Below are 19,773 nucleotides of genomic sequence, written 5' to 3'. Positions count from 1 at the left end.
TCGTAATAAATTGACTCAACGAATATAAAAGTCGAGCAACTTATCTTCTCCGAGGTATCCTTGTAAATGCTGTCCTATCTGTACCGGACCTACGCCTGCGGGAGTTCCCGTAAACAACAGGTCGCCTATTTTCAGCGTCATAAAGCGGCTGACGTATGCAATAATCTCATCCACTTTGAAAAGCATATCCGAGGTATTGCCGTGCTGCACTTCCTTTCCGTCTATTTCCAGACGGAAATCAAGCTGCTGTAAATCGCCTCCTGCTTGCTCCAAAGGAACAAAAGTTCCGATAGCTGCCGAATTGTCGAACCCTTTGCAAAGTTCCCAAGGATTACCCGCTTCACGGAACTTACGTTGTAAATCGCGTGCCGTAAAGTCGATGCCTACAGTCACTGCGTCATAATAACGGTTGGCAAAGCGCGGCGCAATGTTTTTTCCCAAACGGCAGATACGTACCACCACCTCAGTTTCGTAATGAACCTCATCCGAAAAATCGGGAATAAAGAAAGGCTTTCCGTCTTTCAATATAGCCGAGTCGGGCTTCATGAAGATAACCGGCTCTTTATTAACTAACGTATGCCCCAGCTCTTTATTGTGCAGTGCATAGTTCATTCCGACAGCAATAATCTTCATTATTTGATTTCGTTAAAATTCAGGCGGTTGAACATCACCGCCAAATGAGCATATAGAGAAGTATTCTGAACAACGATATTTTCCGGCACACGGATACGGAACGGGGTAAAGTTCCACACTGCTTTGATGCCACCGGCTATCATGGTGTCCGTAATGCATTGGGCTATCTCGATAGGTACAGTCAGCACACCGATGTTCACATCATATTCGCGCATCTTCTGCTCGAATTCACTGGAATGGAAGATAGGGATTCCATTCAATGTAGTACCTACCAACTCCGGGTTCACATCAAATGCGGCTACAATTTCCAGCCCGAAGTGCTTCAAACCGGAGTCGCGCAACAATGCACCACCCAAGCTACCTACTCCAAACAGAAATGCTTTATGCATATCGGTAAATCCGAGGAAGTCTTCCAGTACGGCTATCAGCGTATCGACTTCGTAGCCTACACGCGTACGCCCGGAGATGTTGACATACGACAAATCCTTGGCTATCTGGGAAGCATCTATATTGATTTCTTTGGATATCTGTGTAGAAGAGACGTACCGTTCGCCCCGCTGCTTGAGCAGCTTAACATTCGACAAGTACCACGGCAACCTGCGCAAAGTAGGCTCCGGCACTTTCATGCTATCCTTATATTGAATTGCCTGGTTCGTGGTCATTTTCTTCATTTCTTTAGGTTACGGGTGGACAAAAATACGCTTTTTTTGGAAAAGAATACTCCAACAGAAGAAAGTTAACATAATTTCTACAAAAGTTTTACTTATCGCCAAAAAGGGATAACGGCAAACTAAGAGAAACTCCCACCGAATGGAAATTCAGGCAATCGAAACCGGCAAAGACACCTATCCGTGCCATATCAGAAAACCCGATCGAATATCCAATCTCCGTATAGGGTCGCCGACCATATATCACAATGGAACGAAGATGCAAGGCTTCATCAAATGCTTTTCTTGACAGAAAAGGAAGATGTTTCAAAAGCAGATATGGAGTATACCAGGAGACATTAGCCTGTGCCCAGCGGGTATTAGTGGACAAAACGTAGTTATCCAATAAACTAAACCCGGTATCGAAAGAACGTTCCGTAACCAATATGCGGGTAGAAGCGAAATGCTTAAAGTCAGGGAACTGAAGATTCTTTGCATCAAAGAATGAACCTGCATTCACTGACCAATGCAGGTGATTGAACATACCGAATTCGATTTTCTGTTTAGCAGAGAATTGCATCAGGTGGTACGAGGTAAGATAACGGCTTCCGCTCATAGGGAAAGCTCTGTCATATTTCAAGGTAAATGTAGGGTAACGGGAAGCTTCATACACTTTCTTACCTTGCGACATATGATAGTAGTGAGCCGGAGTGTACTCCAACTCAAAAGAAGCTTTCAGGATATCATTCTCCGGCATCGGTCGGAAAGCAGTGTTTTCCGGAATATTCGGTTCGGCATCCCTCTTGAACCAACTTTTACGGATATGATTATCCAGCATCTTCCTGCGTTGCCAGGAAAGTGAGGAAGAAAAAAGTAATCCGTTAACCGGCTCTATCGCATGGTCAACTGTGAAGAAGGTATTCTCATAAAGTTTCAGATGGTTATGACCGAACAACGAGCTGGACATACTGTTAATCAAACGAGATTCTCCGCTTTCCGAATTATAATCGGCAGACAGAAGACCTCCGGAAAGAGATAAATAACCACGGTTCCGTGGAGCATAATCCAGCGTCAATTCTCCTTGTCCAATCCAGTTTTTGCGGGCTGTAGTATAATAGAAAGAAGGCACAAAACGAAGTGTAGAAGATTCTGATAACTTCACTCCTGTCTTTAGCTTAACTCCTAACCAGAAACCATCCACAAAATTATATTCGGGAATATAAGCGGAAAGACCGGGTAAAGTCAACCAGGCATTCTTATTGGAAGTTCTGAAAGTCTTTCCCCACATAATGGTATTCAGTACTTGCCCAACAGCCGTTTTCTTCTCGTTTTTTTCTCCGGGTGACAAATCTTTCAGTGCAATCTTTTCTTCTTTATATTGATAACTCTGCACTTCTTCCAATCGCAACGGCACACTACGGATAGTGGTCCAATAAAGAGAATCCCGCTTATCGGCAAGCGAATCAACCTGAGTATCTTTGCGTCCGATCCGTGCAGGACGTTCAAATTTATGTTTCTTTGGTTGCACTACCGCAGTGGCAGTTACAGGTTTTGCCGTTTTATCTGTATTGGCCTCCGGCTGGATATCCGTTTTTACCTCTCTATAATGTATTGCTGCCAGATAGGAAGCCTCCGCCTTGAAACCCATTATGTCGATGGTAGAAGAGGTAGTAATAGAAACCGGTAGAAAGACAGAAGACTGCACCTCCTTGCAAGTGATCTTAATCTTTGCTTTCAACCCGGTAGCACGAACATTGACATCAGCAGCCGATATGCACCACAAATCTTCTACAATGAACAGGTCTCCTTCCAGCAAACGGTTATCCTCTTTCTTGGGGATCACACGGATCTTATTTATCATTTGTCCTTCTTCCACAAAGCAAGCGTCAAGTCTGAAACGATAGTATGAAAAGGCACTTTTATTTAAAGGAGAGACTTTGCCGAAAAGCTCAGGAGTATAGAGATTAATCGTAGTTATTCCCATATCTACCTGTATTTCCTCAGGAAAAGAGTTCTTATTAGCTAATACCTTATTATTCCAGATATTGGGAGCAGTAAAATTCACGATCTGCTGTTGCTCCAAGACAAACAGCTTTCCAAGCCATTCTTTTGCATCTTTCCGCACCTCTTTGGATAGTTTCAGGACAGCAGGAATAGAGGTCCCTTTACCGGTTCCTTTCAGATACGTACCGGCAGTGTAGCTTTTTATCTGAGTGCGATAATAAGGAGCACGCGCTATCGCTTTGCGCATCACTGCATAGGCGGGATCTTCATTTCCCTTGGTGATGCTTACTTCCGGCAGGCTATAGGTACGTTCGGCAAGCACTATATCCTTCTCATAATCACGATTCAGCATTTGAAAAGTAAAGGTCTGGGATATGAATCCTAAAGAAGAGACCTCACAGGTATATTGTCCGGCAGATAATTTCGTTTGAAACCGCCCATGCTCATCGGTAGTTAAACCTGACTTAATTTCTCTTAGATAGAGGGCGGCATAAGGAACCGGCTTTCCGTCAGTATCCGTAACAGTACCATTGAAAGATTGCGCAAAAGATAGTATAGTAACCAAAGACAATAGAAATAGCCAGATGATTCTTTTCATATTTTGTATATTTGAAGCTAATTAGCGTTTTCTATTAGACGACAAAAGTCTCAAAAGATTGCAAAGTTTCGCGCAAAATATTACTTTTGATTCTTAAAACAGAACGAATATGAAGAATAATGATTGGAAAGAACGGTTGAATGTGGTTTATTCTACCAATCCGGACTATAGTTATGAAAAGGAAAATGAAGAAGATCAAATCACTCCGGCAGCTTCCCAACAGAAGTTGCGCGTGCAATTGGATCGCAAGAACCGGGGTGGCAAAGTAGTCACACTCGTCACGGGTTTCATAGGTACGGAAAATGATTTGAAGGAATTGGGTAAATTGCTGAAGTCTAAATGTGGCGTAGGTGGAAGTGCCAAAGATGGAGAAATCATCGTACAGGGAGATTTCAAGCTGAAAGTACTGGAGCTACTTAAAAAAGAGGGATATACGCAAACTAAGCCGGTAGGATAATCCGGTTCACCGAAACAGATGGTCTGTTTTCAGTAAGTATATCACTTCTTCCAAAAGAGGCAAATATGCATAAAAAAACGACCGCAACGGGAATTCCCGTACGGTCGTTTTTTTATATATTGAGTTGAATTATTCAGCTTTCAAAGTGAAACGTTTGAAATCTACAATCTTCAATTCAGGGTCAGCTGCTGCCAACACTTCTCTTACAGTCTTCTTAGAATCCATGATATTTTCCTGGTTCAGTAAGCAAACTTCTTTCAAGAACTTAGCCAGACGACCTTTAGCGATATTCTGGATCATTTGTTCAGGCAAATGTGCAGCCTTTTCAGCAGAAACAGTAGCAATGATTTCTTTTGCTTTTGCTACATCTTCAGCTGTAATCCAGCCTTTAGCCATGTTACTTTCCATGTGGTCTTCGCTGTCCACGTGAGCCGGATTGATACCTGCTTTCTTCAAAGCAGCCTCAACAGCCTTCTGTACCTGTTCTGCTTTGGTCTTTTCGATAGCAACTTCAATTTCTTTCTGCTTTACTTCTTCAGAAACACCATCCTCGTCAATTGCAATCGGGTTCATGGCAGCAATCTGCATAGCCACTTCCTTAGCCAACTGCTCGTCAACTTCCTTATTGAAAGCAACGATCGTACAAAGACCATTTCTGTTCATGTGATTGTAAACAACAGTGCTTGCACCTTCTACAGTCAGATAGCCATCAAGCTCCATCTTCTCACCTGTAATACCGCTACGGTCAGTCACTGCATCCTGTACAGTACCGTTACCCATCGGTAATGCTTTCACTTCATCCAAAGTCTTGCAGTTGTTAGCTACAGCAAGATCCAGAATATCTTGAGTCAATTTTATAAAGTCAGCATTTTGAGCTACGAAGTCAGTTTCGCACTTCAAAGCAATGATAACGGCAAAGTTACCGGTAGTCTTAGCCAGAACACAACCTTCCGAAGCTTCACGGTCTGAACGCTTAGCGGCAACAGCCTGTCCCTTCTTACGGATTATTTCCATTGCCTTGTCGAAATCGCCTTCAGCTTCCGTCAACGCATTCTTGCAGTCCATCATACCTGCTCCGGTCATTTTACGGAGTTTGGTAATATCAGCCATTGTTACAGCCATAATATATTTCCTCTATATTTTTAATTATTAATAAATTCTTCACAAAACAATTGAGAGTTGAGAATAGAGAATTGAGAATTGCCGTTTAAAGTAACTCTCAACTTTCAATTCTCAACTCTCAACTATATCTTAAGCCTCTTCGTCTTCCTTCAGGAAAGCAGCAGCTTTAGCTGCATTGATTGCTTCCTCGTCAGATTTGTCGAGTCTTGCTTTTGTAGCTTTCTTCTTGCCTTTATTGGCAGGAGCTTCACCAGCTGCTTCCATGTCTACTTTTTCAGCTTTTCTTTCTTCCAAACCTTCCTGCATAGCAGCGCAGCAAGCATCCAGAATTACTTCTATTGATTTAGTAGCATCATCATTAGCCGGGATAACGAAATCAATGTTAGAAGGATCAGAGTTCGTATCAACGATACCAAATACAGGGATACCCAAACGGTTAGCTTCGCGAACTGCGATGTTTTCTTTCATAACATCAATAACGAACAGTGCAGACGGCAGACGAGTCAGGTCAGCAATAGAACCCAAAGTCTTGTCCAGTTTAGCACGTTGACGTGAAATCTGCAGGATTTCTCTCTTAGACAGATTAGAGTACGTACCGTCATTTGTCAATTTGTCGATGGTAGCCATCTTCTTAACAGCCTTGCGGATAGTGGGGAAATTAGTCAACATACCGCCCGGCCAACGCTCGATTACATAAGGCATATTTACAGAGGCCGCTTTATCAGCAACCACTTGTTTAGCTTGTTTTTTAGTAGCAACGAACAGGACTTTCTTTCCTGATTTTGCAATTTGCTTCAAAGCTTCAGCAGCTTCGTCTACTTTAGCAACTGTCTTGTGGAGGTCAATGATATGGATACCATTGCGTTCCATGAAAATATAAGGAGCCATTGCAGGATTCCACTTTCTTTTGAGGTGACCAAAGTGGCAACCGGCTTCCAATAATGTATCAAAATTTGTTCTTGACATCTTGTTTTTTCTTTAAATCGTTTACTTTCTTTTTTGTTTTTTCTAAACCAACCGCCGGGTAGTCTATCAATCCAGAGTCCCGGTAGTTTAGATACTAAACGCTCTTTCAGTTGAGAGTTGAGAGATAAAAGTTGAGAATTAAGCAACTTGTCCGCCCCAACATTTCTGCAACTCTTAACGTTTACTGAACTGGAATCTTCTACGAGCTTTCGGTTGTCCCGGTTTCTTACGTTCAACAGAACGCGGATCACGAGTCATGAAGCCTTCAGCGCGGAGAGCAGCCTTGTCTTCTGCATTCATCTTCACCAATGCGCGGGCAATAGCCAAACGCAAAGCCTGAGACTGACCGGTGAAACCACCACCGCAAAGATTTACTTTAATATCATATTTTTCAGCAACACCCAGCTTGCTCAGCGGTTGTTTTACTACATACTGAAGAATAGTTGATGGAAAGTACTCTGCAAGGTCTCTCTTGTTAATAGTAATCTTTCCTGTACCTTCGGTTACGAAAATGCGTGCAATTGCACTTTTACGTCTGCCTAATGCATTTACTACTTCCATATCTATTATTTAAGTAAGTTTATATCAATTGATTTCGGGTTCTGAGCGTCATGTTTGTGCTCGCTGCCGGCATATACGTACATATTGCTCAGCAATTTAGCGCCCAATTTGTTCTTAGGCAACATACCCTTTACTACTTTTCTCAACAGTCTGTCATCACCGTTCGGTTTAGCCTGCAGACGAGCAGGAGTCATTTCTCTCTGACCACCGGGATAACCTGTGTATGACAAATACACTTTGTCAGTCCACTTATTACCTGTCATTTTAACTTTGTCGGCATTAATAATGATAACATTATCACCGCAATCTACGTGAGGAGTAAAGTTTGGTTTATACTTTCCTCTCAACAGTTTCGCAACTTTTGCGCCCAGACGACCCAATACTTGGTCTGTAGCGTCAACAATAACCCATTCTTTGGTTACCGTAGCTTTGTTTGCAGAAATGGTCTTGTAACTTAAAGTATCCACTCTTGATTTGTTTTTTAAATGTTACTACTAAAAAAATTCTTCATTACGGATTAGCTACCCCGGACAAAGGTAGATTAACTCGCTCTGAATTAATTGCTTATCCTTATTAGATAATAATCGGCTTGCAAAGGTACGGATTTTCCCAAAACTGGCAAACGTTTTCTTCTTTTTTTTAAAGAAGCTAACTATCAATCACAAGCAATGTTATGGTACAAAACAAGCAATGTTACGATGCACAAGATTACTTGTTCTGCATCGTAACATTGCTTGTTATATCAGGATAGCCCGCTTTAGCGGACAATATCTTCAGGGAATGCAGGTGGCATCATTACCCGTTTCCAGGTTTCATGATACCAACAGTTCAGTTCATTGCCGTTCAAATCTTTAGAAATAAAATACTTCAGATGCATAAGTCCACCCTCTCCCATCTCAAACTCCAGAATATTATCTTTATTATCCAGCATGGGCAGATGAATGTTTTTCTCAATACTTTCCCGATAGCTATTATCCGTCAGTTGAGTATAGGTACCATATCCGGTGATTATAGCATCTTTGCCGGGAATAAGAGTGAAATTGACAATACGCCCGTCGTCGCTCAACACCTTAAACGTGTTACTGGGCTTCAAAGTACCGGGAACATCCGGAATTTCAGATACATAGTGGCACAACTGCCAGATGCCTTTCAAATCCGCAGGTTTGAAACTCGCCTTTTTTTGTGCCATCGCTCCTGTTACCGCCAGCAGCACCGCTGCCAACATGGTAATGAAATACTTCTTCTTCATGTTCGTATATATTGGGTTAACGTATTGGCATCTGACTGTCACAAATATAAGTATTTATTTTGATATTATAACAATTTATCAGTAAAAAAAGAGCCCGCACAACCAAGATTGTGCAGGCTACTTCATCTATGTATTTACGAGTTAAAACTCTGCATTACGCGGTGTACGCGGGAAAGGTATCACATCACGAATATTCGCCATACCCGTCACGAACAGAAGCAAACGCTCAAAGCCCAGACCAAAGCCTGAGTGAGGGCATGTACCGAACTTACGGGTATCGAGATACCACCACATATCCTTCATCGGAATATGCATTTCGTCAATACGCGTCAACAACTTGTTGTAATCCGCTTCACGCTCGGAACCACCGATAATCTCACCAATCTTCGGGAACAATACGTCCATTGCACGTACCGTTTTACCATCTTCGTTCTGCTTCATGTAGAACGCTTTGATTTCCTTCGGATAGTCAGTCAGGATAACCGGACGCTTGAAATGTTCTTCCACGAGATAACGTTCGTGCTCAGAAGCCAAGTCCACACCCCAGTATACCGGGAATTCGAACTTATGACCTTTAGCAACAGCCTCTTCCAGTATCTTGATACCGTCCGTATAAGACAAACGTACGAAAGATTCTTTCAATACACTTTGCAGACGTTCAATCAAACCTTTGTCGAACATATCGTTGAGGAACTTCACATCATCAGCGCAGTTATCCAAAGCCCACTTCACACAGAATTTGATAAATTCTTCTGCCAGATCCATGTTGTCCGTAATATCATTGAACGCAACTTCCGGTTCTACCATCCAGAACTCAGCCAAATGGCGCGGAGTATTGGAATTTTCTGCACGGAATGTAGGACCAAACGTATAGATAGCTCCCAATGCCGTAGCAGCAAGTTCACCTTCCAACTGTCCGGAAACCGTCAGACTGGCCTGCTTACCAAAGAAGTCGTCATCATAAATGATAGAACCGGCTTCATCCTTCTTCAAATCATAGAGGTTCTTCGTTGTTACCTGGAACATTTGTCCGGCACCTTCACAGTCAGAAGCCGTGATGATAGGTGTATGGAAATAAACGAAACCTTTCTGATGGAAGAAAGTATGGATAGCTATCGCCATGTTATGACGAATGCGGAACACTGCACCAAAAGTATTCGTGCGGGGACGCAAGTGAGCAATCTCGCGCAGAAACTCCAGTGTATGGCCTTTCTTTTGCAAAGGATATGTATTATCACAAGTTCCCAGAACTTCAATTTCACGAGCTTGAATCTCAGCTTTCTGACCGGAACCTACAGATTCCGTCAGTTCACCGTTCACACTTAGACAGGCACCAGTAGTAATATCTTTCAGCATCTCTTCATCGAAGCTTGCCAAATCTACCACAACCTGCACATTATTTATTGTAGAACCGTCATTCAGGGCGATAAAATTAACTTGTTTACTACCTCTGCGGGTACGAACCCAGCCTTTCACGTTGACCATAGCGCCAAAATCTTCGCGCTTCAATACGTCAACAATCTTTGTTCTACTAATCTTTTCCATAAATTTGTGTTAAACCTATATTATATAATTACTCAAAAGAGCCCATGCGCAGGTAGTTTACTTCCTGTTCGCTCAAATAGCGCCATTCGCCACGACGCAAGCCTTTCTTAGTCAGTCCGGCAAAGAATACGCGGTCGAGCTTCACTACCTTGTAGCCCAGTGACTCAAATATACGACGAACAATACGGTTCTTACCTGAGTGGATTTCAATGCCCACTTCATCCCGTCTAACATCGTCCGTATAACTGATAGCATCTGCATGGATTTCACCGTCATCCAACTGAATACCGGCTGCAATCTGATCCATATCAGCTTTTGTCACATTCTTATCTGTATGTACGTGATAAATCTTCTTCTTCAGGAACTTCGGATGAGTCAACTTAGAAGCCAAGTCACCGTCATTCGTCAGCAGCAATACACCTGTAGTGTTGCGGTCCAGACGACCTACCGGATAAATGCGTTCATCACAAGCACCTTTCACCAAATCCATTACCGTGCGGCGTGCCTGCGGATCATCCGAGGTAGTCACAGTATCTTTCGGTTTATTCAGCAAGATATAGATCTTACGCTCGATGCTCACCGTCTGATCGTGGAATTTCACTTCGTCACCGCGTTTGATCTTGGTTCCGAGTTCTGTAACCACTGCTCCGTTTACTGAAACCACACCTGCTGTGATGAATTCATCTGCCTCACGACGAGAGCAAACGCCTGCATTAGCCAGGAACTTATTCAAACGGATCGGTTCATTAGGATCAGTAAACTGCTCCTTATATTCTATCTGCTTCTTACGGCTATACTTTGCATTCGGATCATAATCCGGTGTACGGCGTTGTTGAGGACGACCATATCCACCCGGTCTTCCACCACCATTGGGATTAAAACGCGGACGTTGAGGACGATCACCATAAGAAGAACCGCCATAAGAGGAATTTCCATAAGGACGTTGAGGACGGTCGCCACCATCACCACTATTGTAGCGTGGACGGTAAGGACGGTCATTGTTATAGGAACGCTGTCCACCATCACCACTGTTAAAACGTGGGCGCTGAGGACGGTCACCATAAGAAGGACGCTGAGGACGGTCGCCACCTTCACTGTTATAGCGAGGACGGTAAGGACGGTCACCACCACTGTTATTTCCATAGGATGGGCGTTGAGGACGATCGCCACCTTCGCTGTTATAGCGCGGACGATAAGGACGGTCGCCACCTTCACGGTTGTAAGACGGGCGGTCACCATATGAACGTTGTGGACGTTCACCACCTTCGGCATTAGGATTAAAGCGCGGGCGATACGGGCGATCACTGCTGTAAGCACGCTGTGGACGATCACCACTCTCGCTGTTAAAACGCGGACGATAAGGTCGGTCACCACCTTCACGGTTGTAAGACGGACGGCTGTAATTGTTTTCTCTGTCAAATCTGTTGCCTGAATTCTCCTCATTGGAAGAATCGTCACGCCAAGTTTCGTTTTCTGTACTCATTGTTTTATTCGAATAAAATTAAACGTTGGCCTCACGGCCATTCTATTATCACTCTTATACCTTATATTATATATGTATACTATATTAACAATCACCGGATTTAAAATGTTGGCTTCATTATCCGGCTATTTTTCCTACTCATTTTAAATACCTGTATATGTATGGGGAGTAATGACGCGCAATTCGTTCTTAATTTCTTCGCTTACATTCAACCCTTCGATAAATTCTTTTATGGAAGCTTCCGTAATAGCCTGATTAGTACGGGTCAATGCTTTCAATGCCTCATACGGATGCGGATATGCTTCACGGCGCAGGATAGTCTGAATAGCCTCAGCTACCACGCTCCAGCAATTATCCAAATCACGATAAATAGCAGTTTCATTCAGCAACAACTTACGCAAACCCTTCAACGAACTTTGAATGGCAATTACGATATGTCCAAACGGAACACCTACATTACGCAATACAGTAGAATCTGTCAGGTCGCGCTGCAAACGAGATACCGGCAGTTTCACAGCCAGATGTTCCAGAATTGCAGTAGCTATACCCAAGTTACCTTCCGCATTTTCAAAGTCAATCGGATTCACCTTGTGCGGCATAGCGCTGGACCCCACTTCACCAGCTTTGATCTTCTGCTTGAAATATTCCATGGAAATATATTGCCAGAAGTCACGGTTCATATCAATCATCACTGTATTAATGCGTTTCATTGCATCAAAGATAGCGGAAAGATTATCATAATTGGAGATCTGCGTAGTATACTCTTCGCGTTCCAATCCCAGCTTTTCAGCTACGAATTTGCTACCGAATGCTTTCCAGTCAAACTCCGGATAGGCAACATGATGTGCATTGTAATTTCCGGTAGCACCACCAAACTTAGCAGTAATGGGACAAGCCTTTAATGTAGCCAATTGGCGTTCAAGACGATAGACGAACACCATTACTTCCTTCCCTAAACGAGTAGGAGAAGCTGGCTGACCATGTGTTTTAGCAAGCATAGGGATAGCAGCCCAATCTTCCGCATACGTGCGAAGCTGCGCTATCAATTCCTCTATCTGCGGATAGTATACCTGTTCCAGAGCTTCCTTGATAGACAGAGGCACAGAAGTATTATTGATATCCTGTGAAGTCAGTCCGAAATGAATAAACTCTTTATAGTCATCCATTCCACCCATCTTATCAAACTCTTCCTTCAGGAAATACTCCACGGCTTTCACGTCGTGGTTTGTCACACTCTCAATATCCTTGATACGTTGTGCATCAGCTTCCGAGAAGTTACGATAGATATTTCTTAAAGTTTCGAATACACTTTTGTCTACGCCTTTCAACTGCGGTAAAGGCAGCTCGCACAAGGTGATGAAGTATTCCACTTCCACTTGCACGCGGTATTTGACTAAGGCAAACTCCGAGAAATAAGCCGACAAGGCATCCGTTTTTCCTCTATATCGGCCATCAATCGGAGAGATAGCTGTAAGTAAATCAAGTTCCATACGTCGTATTTTGATAATTATCGAGCCGCAAAATTAGCGTTTTTTTCTGAGTAACAAGCCATAAAGACATAAGAAAGTTAAGAAAGGACGTTAACAGATAAAAAAATAGCTTTGCAAGAACTTGCAAAGCTATTTAATAATTTTACATCTGTGGGCGTTGACGGATTCGAACCGCCGACCCTCTGCTTGTAAGGCAGATGCTCTGAACCAGCTGAGCTAAACGCCCTTTTGGACCGAAAGTGCTTGTTTTTTTAGTGGGCGTTGACGGATTCGAACCGCCGACCCTCTGCTTGTAAGGCAGATGCTCTGAACCAGCTGAGCTAAACGCCCGTACACTTTCGTTTCAAAAGCGATGCAAAGGTACAGCTTATTTTGATATTACCAAAACAATTGCGAACTATTTTCTAAGAAATTTATTCAGAAAGATATATACTTATTGAAATTCAGCATTTTAAATAAGTAACTTTTTTCTGAGACATTTCAGCAACATAATCGCCATAAACCGATTCTTCGCCTTACGGAAGAATATGAGTACCCGGTGAAAGCACTTTTTCCTTACTGCCAGGCAATGCCACTACTGCCGTGGTGCCTTGCGGAACGACCACTTGAATACCGATTTTATGATCTTGCTGCCTTATATCAACCCTGATGTCACCATAAAGAGTAGGCACCACCGCCGAAGCTTTATTCAACGAACCAAGTTGCGGAGCAACACGGAACTGCTTAAATCCGGGAGCAAGTGGTTCTATTCCACACAGTTTTTGACTCAATATAGTCAGTGGACCACCACTCCATGCATGATTTATAGTGCCTCCACCAAAACCTTCGGCACCTATCCCCCACCCTTCAAATAAGGTGGTATAAGGATATGACATCATTTTAGCATAACGGTCGCGCATACGTTTCAATGCAAACTCCGGTTCGCCCATCATAAACAAGGCTTCCATTACATACTTTTCCATATAAGGACTGGCATGATATTCCTTCTTGAAAACCTTTAGCAAAGCTTTATATCTACCGGCCGGCGCCAATCCACTCACTACAGCCATTGCCTGCGCACGGTCATCCGTCTCCCCATTATACAATTTGGAACGATAAGCCTTACCATTCCAATAGCGGGCGTCAAAAGCCACAGAGATACGTTGCATCATTTCACCGATCTGATTGGCATCATACAGTTTACGCAGATGAAGGGCAAACTCTTTTTCAGCCTTAAGAGCCAGATAATACCAACAAGTAGTAAGCACCTCCATATCGACATCCGTTCCCCAATCGCCCCAGTTCCAATCACCCGGACGAGCCACAGGCATACCTTGGCCATCAACCTGCCAGACTTCATGCAAATACTTCTTCAGGCCATCGTAAATATGCGGAACAAAAGAATAATCGTCACTATAGAACGCTTGCGTATAGAATCCATACCAACCTACAGACGCAAGCATCTGCAAAGGAAGTTCCTTACACCAGTTCAACGACGGAACAGGAGAAGCAATAACGCCGTCCGGACGTTGCCAGTTCATCAGTTCATAGATACCTTTTGTCGCCAACTGCCAGCCGCGCGGATCAAGTACATAGAAAGCTTCACCCAACTCATTTACTTCATCTCCCCACCATTGCGCACGCTCACGATCAGGACAGTCCATGTAATTATCGCGCATGGTAATATATAAAGTACGTGCACTTCGCTTCCACAATTCATTATAGAAATCATCATCGCATGCGAAAGAACCTTTCATATCCGCATTATAACCCGTTTCCCGGTATTTAACGCCCAGTACTTCCACGCCGGCAGGAACAACATAAAGCACCTCATGACCATTCATCCAGCCGAAACTTTCATATTCCTGCTCACCCTCACGAGTAATGTATTCAGCCCTCACATTATTAGCGCTTCCTCCCGTATAATTATCGGTCAGCATGCCAACCACCAATCCGGCTGGAGCCTTTACATGCAGATAAGGAGTTATCTGACAATTATAGGGCAAACGGCACCTAATCGTATCCCCTTTTTCATTTTTGACTACTTCCGGATAATCCGTTAGGCCACCATTTTTCCACATCGGGATAGGACGGGCTACCAATTTTCCAAACGGCATTTCGTTCGGAGCCACAATTTCGATAGATGCTCCCAACTTTCCACTGAAATCCGGCATATTCCAACCTGCCAATTCCTTACGGGCATCAAAGCGGATATTACTTTCGGATAAACGATAATTGGGGAATGGGGCTTCTGTATTCTGATAAGCCCGATACACACTACATTGCCAGCTCTTATCACTGACAATGGATAAATTTGCCCCTTGGGCACAAAACAACAAAGCTGCCGTTCCACTATTCACATGGCTGAATCCGTTTTTCCCGAAATGCCACACCAGCAGAGCAATGGTATTCTCCCCCTTCTCCAGATAAGGGGCAATATCCACCTGATCATAATAAGTCGCTCCGGGAGCAGGTCCCCGCTTCAATCCGCCTTCAAACGCCACCATCTTGCCGTTAATCCACAGCCAATACTTAGAGTCTACAGCAATATTTGCAATCATCTCACCCGGAACGCCGGGCAGATGCACCGTTTTACGAAAACAAAGCCAGGTATTTGGAGTACTTTGACACTGTTCACTGCCAATCCATTTGGATTGAGGAAGGAAATCATCTGCTGCTTTTAATTGTGCAGCCAACATACAAACCAAAACAATAAAGAAAAGGGGGATTTTTTTCATGGTTTAAGAACGTATTTTGATTGGACAAATAACAGTTCCCTTTAAAAGGTACTATCTATCCACAAAGATAGGCATAAAAAAAAGAGATGCCAATTTAGCATCTCTTTTTTAACTTCAGGTAAATACCCGATTACTTATATTCTTGCCAACTCTTGATAGCAATATCTTCCAGCTTCAATTCGCAGAATGCTTCGATAAAGGCGCTTGCCAGACGAGCATTCGTAATCAACGGAATGTTATGGTCGATGGCACCACGACGAATGCGGTAACCGTTCGTCAATTCACGCTTCGTATGGTTCTTCGGAATGTTGACGATCAAGTCGAACTTGTGTTCAGCTATCATCTTCATTACGTTATTCTCAGCATCAGGGCGTTCATCCGGCCAGTAAACAGCTTCGGTAGATACACCATGAGCATTCAAGAACGCAGCCGTACCTGCCGTTGCATAAATCTTGTAGCCTTTATCGAAAAGTACACGACTGGACTCCAACAAATCTACTTTTGATTTCATTGCACCGGAAGAGAACATAACACCTTTTTGAGGTATCTGGAAACCTGTAGCAATCATTGCACTCAACAATGCTTCTGAGAAGTCATCACCGATACAACCTACTTCACCCGTAGAAGACATATCCACACCCAGTACCGGGTCTGCTTTGTGCAAACGAGAGAAGGAGAACTGAGAAGCTTTCACACCGATCCAATCAATATCAAATGCTGATTTATCAGGACGTGTATAAGGAGCATCCAGCATGATGCGGGTAGCCGTTTCTATAAAGTTACGTTTCAGTACTTTAGAAACAAACGGGAAGCTACGAGAAGCACGAAGATTACATTCGATTACTTTCACTTCATTGTTACGTGCCAGGAACTGGATGTTGAACGGACCGGAGATATTGAGTTCCTTCGCAATCTGACGGCTGATCTTCTTAATGCGACGTGCCGTAGCAAAGTAAATCTTCTGTGCCGGGAATACCAATGTAGCATCACCAGAGTGCACACCCGCAAATTCCACGTGCTCGGAAATAGCATATTCCACCACTTCACCATTCTGTGCGACAGCATCGAATTCGATTTCCTTTGTATTCTGCAAGAATTGAGAGATTACTACCGGATATTCTTTTGATACCTCAGCAGCCATCTTCAGGAAGTTTTCCAATTCTTCTTCATCATAGCATACGTTCATCGCAGCACCCGAAAGTACATAAGACGGACGAACCAATACCGGATAACCTACCTTTTCTACGAAACCTTTCACATCTTCCAGACTGGTAAGTTCCTGCCAAGCCGGCTGGTCAATACCCAGTTGGTCGAGCATTGCAGAGAACTTGTTACGGTTTTCAGCACGGTCGATAGAGATAGGAGAAGTTCCCAGGATGGGCACTGACTGACGGTGCAGTTTCATTGCCAGATTGTTCGGGATCTGTCCGCCTACAGATACAATTACACCACGAGGCTGTTCCAAGTCGATAACATCGAGTACACGTTCGAAAGAAAGTTCGTCGAAGTAAAGACGGTCGCACATATCGTAGTCAGTAGACACTGTTTCGGGGTTGTAATTGATCATAATAGACTTATAACCCAACTTGCGTGCTGTCTGTACTGCATTTACCGAACACCAGTCGAACTCTACGGAAGAACCGATACGGTAAGCACCGGAACCCAGTACAACTACTGATTTTTCATTCTTATAATAGTTCACATCATACCCTTCAACGGCGTATGTCATGTACAGATAGTTGGTCAGTTCAGGATGCTCGGAAGCTATCGTATTGATACGCTTCACAGCCGGCAGAATACCCAATTCTTTACGACGGTCACGTACCATCAGGTTTTCTTTCTCCATATTGCCTTGCGGATCGAGTACGAAACGTGCAATCTGGAAGTCAGAGAAGCCCAGCACTTTTGCTTGACGCAATACATCTGCCGGAATATCTTCCACCTTATTATATTGAGAAAGTTTCAACTTATAGTCAACAATGTTCTTCAGTTTGCCAAGGAACCAGGGATCAATCTTCGTCAGGTCGAAGATGCGGTCTATTGTATAACCGTTTTCCAAAGCCTCAGCGATAGCGAACACACGCAAGTCCGTAGGACGTGAAAGTTCGCGGTCCAGATCATCAAAGTGCAGGTCATTACCTACAAATCCATGCATACCTTGACCGATCATGCGCAAACCCTTCTGGATAATTTCTTCAAAAGAGCGTCCGATAGACATGATTTCACCAACAGACTTCATGCTGGAACCGATTTCGCGAGATACACCAACGAACTTCGTCAAGTCCCAACGAGGGATTTTACAAATCAGGTAATCCAGCTGCGGAGCCACATATGCAGAGTTCGGAGTTCCCATTTCACCAATCTGATCGAGCGTATACCCCAATGCAATCTTAGCGGCAACGAATGCCAACGGGTATCCTGTAGCCTTAGAAGCCAAAGCTGAGGAACGTGACAGACGAGCATTTACCTCGATCACACGGTAGTCGTTTGTTTCAGCATTGAATGCATACTGAATGTTACATTCGCCCACGATACCCAAGTGACGGATACACTTTGTTGAGAGGTCTTGCAACATCTTCACCTGTTCGTCAGTCAGCGAACAAGTCGGAGCTACTACGATAGACTCTCCCGTATGGATACCCAGCGGGTCGAAGTTTTCCATGCTTGCCACTGTAAAGCAGTGGTCGTTTGCATCACGGATTACCTCAAACTCAATTTCTTTCCAACCTTTCAGAGACTCTTCTACAAGAATTTGTTTAGAGAAAGCGAAGGAGCTTTCAGCCAGTTTCAGAAATTCTTCCTTATCCTGACAGATACCGCTACCCAAACCGCCCAGTGCATAAGCGGAGCGAACCATAACCGGGAAACCAATGCGTTCAGCAGCCGCAATTGCATCTTCCATGCTCTCTACAGCCTGGCTGACAGGAGTCTTCATCTCGATCTCGTCCAGTTTCTTCACGAAGAGGTCACGGTCTTCCGTATACATGATAGCTTCTACCGAAGTACCCAATACGCGTACACCATATTTGTTCAAGATACCGCTTGTGTACAACTCAGCACCGCAGTTCAAAGCAGTCTGACCACCGAAAGCCAACAGGATACCATCAGGTTGTTCCTTCTTGATGATTTCTTCTACGAAATAAGTAGTTACAGGCAGGAAATAAACCTTATCTGCGATACCTTCCGAAGTCTGGATAGTAGCAATGTTCGGGTTTACCAATACTGAACTGATACCTTCTTCACGCAAAGCTTTCAATGCTTGCGAACCGGAATAGTCGAACTCCCCGGCCTGACCGATCTTGAGTGCACCTGAGCCCAAGACCAACACTTTCTTCAAATTCTTTTCCATATATTCTCTTGTTGTCTATTAAGTTTCCTTCTATACATTCGGGCACAAAAAAAATGCGTTACCCAACAAAGGATTAACGCATTACCAAAGAACTAACAATATCTTCTCAGAGAAAGAGAAATCATCGACTAACGAATGAAATTCATTCGAATGCAGATTATATGTATCTCTTTTCCCGTGTTGTTGCATCGTTGCTTTAAAATTTGTGCAAAGTAACGACTTATTTCAATAATAAACAAAAAAGAGAAGAGTTTTTTCTTTCACCCTTCTCTCTTTTCAATTCTGATTTATACTGAATAGAGTGATAAGCTCACTTATACAAACATACGCTGATGCACTTATCTGCCTACCATTTATTTCAGGTAATGAAACCATTTGTTCCTCGGCGTGAAACCATTTGTTTCAAGTAATGAAACGGTCTGTTTCCCTGCATGAAACAATTTGTTTCACACCGAGAAACAATATATTTCATGCAGGGAAACAAATTACCACTTATAGACTTCTGAATATGAATCAAAAATGGGTGTCTCAGCAATACCATTATTAGCGAATATATGAGCTATAACTTGCTGGTCTTCAGGAGAGATAAAACGTTCCTTCCGATAGATTCGGTAATAGTGCGTACGACCAAAGTAAGCGATAATCTGATTACGGACATCGGAAGCTTTATTGTAAGGAAGGTTATCAAAGAGGTTTTTCACACCCCATGCCACACGCATTTTCCGAATAGGAGCGAAATAAGCACATCCGGCAGAAGTGGCAGGAAAACAAGCCGGACTTAGAATTGTAATGAGAGGAACATCGACAGTACAATGCTGTGCGATCCAATGACGCAGACAGCTACTGGCTTTAGAGCAGTTGTCGTTGAAGCAATGAGCATAGCCATGAGGGACTATCTCATAATCAAAATCTGTATTCATAATACACTTTTATTAAATTATCCCGCAAAGGT

Annotated in this window: 15 protein-coding genes and 2 tRNA genes; 1 reads left to right on the top strand and 16 read right to left on the bottom strand. The window is 43.4% G+C overall.

Annotated elements, in window-relative coordinates:
- Window positions 1-15 precede the first annotated feature (15 nt).
- The 3 genes from DW036_RS08870 to DW036_RS08860 all read right to left on the bottom strand — a co-directional run bounded on the left by DW036_RS08870 (window position 16) and on the right by DW036_RS08860 (window position 3,882).
- On the bottom strand, window positions 16-633 hold the full coding sequence (locus tag DW036_RS08870) for a fumarylacetoacetate hydrolase family protein (RefSeq protein ID WP_007659602.1): 618 nt from the start codon (window positions 631-633) through the stop codon (window positions 16-18).
- The gene (locus DW036_RS08865) at window positions 633-1,295 is read right to left on the bottom strand and encodes a redox-sensing transcriptional repressor Rex (protein WP_022392328.1); all 663 of its coding nucleotides are present in this window, start codon (window positions 1,293-1,295) and stop codon (window positions 633-635) included. Before DW036_RS08865 ends, DW036_RS08870 begins: the two co-directional genes overlap by 1 nt.
- Window positions 1,296-1,392: 97 nt before the next feature.
- Window positions 1,393-3,882 carry a DUF5686 family protein gene (locus DW036_RS08860; RefSeq protein WP_118463339.1) on the bottom strand — a complete coding sequence of 830 codons (2,490 nt, stop codon included), beginning with the start codon at window positions 3,880-3,882 and terminating at the stop codon, window positions 1,393-1,395.
- 109 nt (window positions 3,883-3,991) lie between these two features.
- On the opposite strand from DW036_RS08860, the gene DW036_RS08855 reads away from it, so the two are divergent.
- On the top strand, window positions 3,992-4,339 hold the full coding sequence (locus tag DW036_RS08855; protein ID WP_118463336.1) for a translation initiation factor: 348 nt from the start codon (window positions 3,992-3,994) through the stop codon (window positions 4,337-4,339).
- Between the two features lie 129 nt (window positions 4,340-4,468).
- Here the strand turns inward: DW036_RS08855 and tsf are convergent, their stop codons facing one another.
- The 13 genes from tsf to DW036_RS08790 form a co-directional block, all read right to left on the bottom strand.
- The gene (tsf, locus tag DW036_RS08850; protein WP_118463333.1) at window positions 4,469-5,461 is read right to left on the bottom strand and encodes a translation elongation factor Ts; all 993 of its coding nucleotides are present in this window, start codon (window positions 5,459-5,461) and stop codon (window positions 4,469-4,471) included.
- A gap of 129 nt (window positions 5,462-5,590) precedes the next feature.
- Window positions 5,591-6,427 carry a 30S ribosomal protein S2 gene (rpsB, locus tag DW036_RS08845; RefSeq protein ID WP_007659596.1) on the bottom strand — a complete coding sequence of 279 codons (837 nt, stop codon included), beginning with the start codon at window positions 6,425-6,427 and terminating at the stop codon, window positions 5,591-5,593.
- A 174-nt stretch (window positions 6,428-6,601) separates the two neighbouring features.
- Window positions 6,602-6,988, bottom strand: coding sequence for a 30S ribosomal protein S9 (gene rpsI, locus DW036_RS08840; protein WP_007210470.1), 387 nt, complete (start codon window positions 6,986-6,988; stop codon window positions 6,602-6,604).
- 5 nt (window positions 6,989-6,993) lie between these two features.
- A complete protein-coding gene (gene rplM / locus DW036_RS08835; RefSeq protein WP_007659593.1) occupies window positions 6,994-7,455 on the bottom strand; it encodes a 50S ribosomal protein L13 in 462 nt (153 codons plus the stop codon).
- Window positions 7,456-7,745: 290 nt separating this feature from the next.
- Window positions 7,746-8,237: a DUF4488 domain-containing protein gene (locus DW036_RS08830; RefSeq protein ID WP_118463330.1), complete on the bottom strand. Its 492-nt coding sequence runs from the start codon at window positions 8,235-8,237 to the stop codon at window positions 7,746-7,748.
- Window positions 8,238-8,378: 141 nt separating this feature from the next.
- On the bottom strand, window positions 8,379-9,782 hold the full coding sequence (gene asnS / locus DW036_RS08825) for an asparagine--tRNA ligase (RefSeq protein ID WP_118463328.1): 1,404 nt from the start codon (window positions 9,780-9,782) through the stop codon (window positions 8,379-8,381).
- Between the two features lie 28 nt (window positions 9,783-9,810).
- Entirely contained in the window at window positions 9,811-11,265 is a 1,455-nt protein-coding gene (locus tag DW036_RS08820) for a pseudouridine synthase (protein ID WP_118463325.1), read from the bottom strand.
- 143 nt (window positions 11,266-11,408) lie between these two features.
- Window positions 11,409-12,755, bottom strand: a complete 1,347-nt coding sequence (purB, locus tag DW036_RS08815; RefSeq protein WP_118463322.1) for an adenylosuccinate lyase — start codon at window positions 12,753-12,755, stop codon at window positions 11,409-11,411.
- A 151-nt stretch (window positions 12,756-12,906) separates the two neighbouring features.
- A tRNA-Val gene (locus DW036_RS08810) sits at window positions 12,907-12,981 on the bottom strand.
- Window positions 12,982-13,010: 29 nt separating this feature from the next.
- Window positions 13,011-13,085, bottom strand: a tRNA-Val gene (locus DW036_RS08805).
- 185 nt (window positions 13,086-13,270) lie between these two features.
- Window positions 13,271-15,472, bottom strand: coding sequence for an alpha-L-rhamnosidase C-terminal domain-containing protein (locus DW036_RS08800; RefSeq protein ID WP_118463319.1), 2,202 nt, complete (start codon window positions 15,470-15,472; stop codon window positions 13,271-13,273).
- A 130-nt stretch (window positions 15,473-15,602) separates the two neighbouring features.
- Window positions 15,603-18,821, bottom strand: a complete 3,219-nt coding sequence (gene carB / locus DW036_RS08795; RefSeq protein WP_118463316.1) for a carbamoyl-phosphate synthase (glutamine-hydrolyzing) large subunit — start codon at window positions 18,819-18,821, stop codon at window positions 15,603-15,605.
- A 485-nt stretch (window positions 18,822-19,306) separates the two neighbouring features.
- Window positions 19,307-19,741: a DUF6078 family protein gene (locus tag DW036_RS08790; RefSeq protein ID WP_118463313.1), complete on the bottom strand. Its 435-nt coding sequence runs from the start codon at window positions 19,739-19,741 to the stop codon at window positions 19,307-19,309.
- Window positions 19,742-19,773: the final 32 nt, after the last annotated feature.

Origin of the sequence: Bacteroides sp. AF39-11AC (assembly GCF_003474285.1) — a bacterium.
GTDB lineage: Bacteria > Bacteroidota > Bacteroidia > Bacteroidales > Bacteroidaceae > Bacteroides.
Note: the sequence above shows the minus strand (reverse complement) of the source record. Positions and strands in the feature narration are given on the sequence as shown.

Coding starts and splice junctions, on each gene's coding strand:
- rpsB (WP_007659596.1), bottom strand. CDS start 6,427: ATGTCAAGAACAAATTTTGATACATTATTGGAAGCCGGTTGCCACTTT.
- DW036_RS08855 (WP_118463336.1), top strand. CDS start 3,992: ATGAAGAATAATGATTGGAAAGAACGGTTGAATGTGGTTTATTCTACC.
- DW036_RS08830 (WP_118463330.1), bottom strand. CDS start 8,237: ATGAAGAAGAAGTATTTCATTACCATGTTGGCAGCGGTGCTGCTGGCG.
- carB (WP_118463316.1), bottom strand. CDS start 18,821: ATGGAAAAGAATTTGAAGAAAGTGTTGGTCTTGGGCTCAGGTGCACTC.
- DW036_RS08865 (WP_022392328.1), bottom strand. CDS start 1,295: ATGACCACGAACCAGGCAATTCAATATAAGGATAGCATGAAAGTGCCG.
- tsf (WP_118463333.1), bottom strand. CDS start 5,461: ATGGCTGTAACAATGGCTGATATTACCAAACTCCGTAAAATGACCGGA.
- asnS (WP_118463328.1), bottom strand. CDS start 9,782: ATGGAAAAGATTAGTAGAACAAAGATTGTTGACGTATTGAAGCGCGAA.
- DW036_RS08860 (WP_118463339.1), bottom strand. CDS start 3,882: ATGAAAAGAATCATCTGGCTATTTCTATTGTCTTTGGTTACTATACTA.
- DW036_RS08800 (WP_118463319.1), bottom strand. CDS start 15,472: ATGAAAAAAATCCCCCTTTTCTTTATTGTTTTGGTTTGTATGTTGGCT.
- DW036_RS08790 (WP_118463313.1), bottom strand. CDS start 19,741: ATGAATACAGATTTTGATTATGAGATAGTCCCTCATGGCTATGCTCAT.
- DW036_RS08820 (WP_118463325.1), bottom strand. CDS start 11,265: ATGAGTACAGAAAACGAAACTTGGCGTGACGATTCTTCCAATGAGGAG.
- purB (WP_118463322.1), bottom strand. CDS start 12,755: ATGGAACTTGATTTACTTACAGCTATCTCTCCGATTGATGGCCGATAT.
- DW036_RS08870 (WP_007659602.1), bottom strand. CDS start 633: ATGAAGATTATTGCTGTCGGAATGAACTATGCACTGCACAATAAAGAG.
- rpsI (WP_007210470.1), bottom strand. CDS start 6,988: ATGGAAGTAGTAAATGCATTAGGCAGACGTAAAAGTGCAATTGCACGC.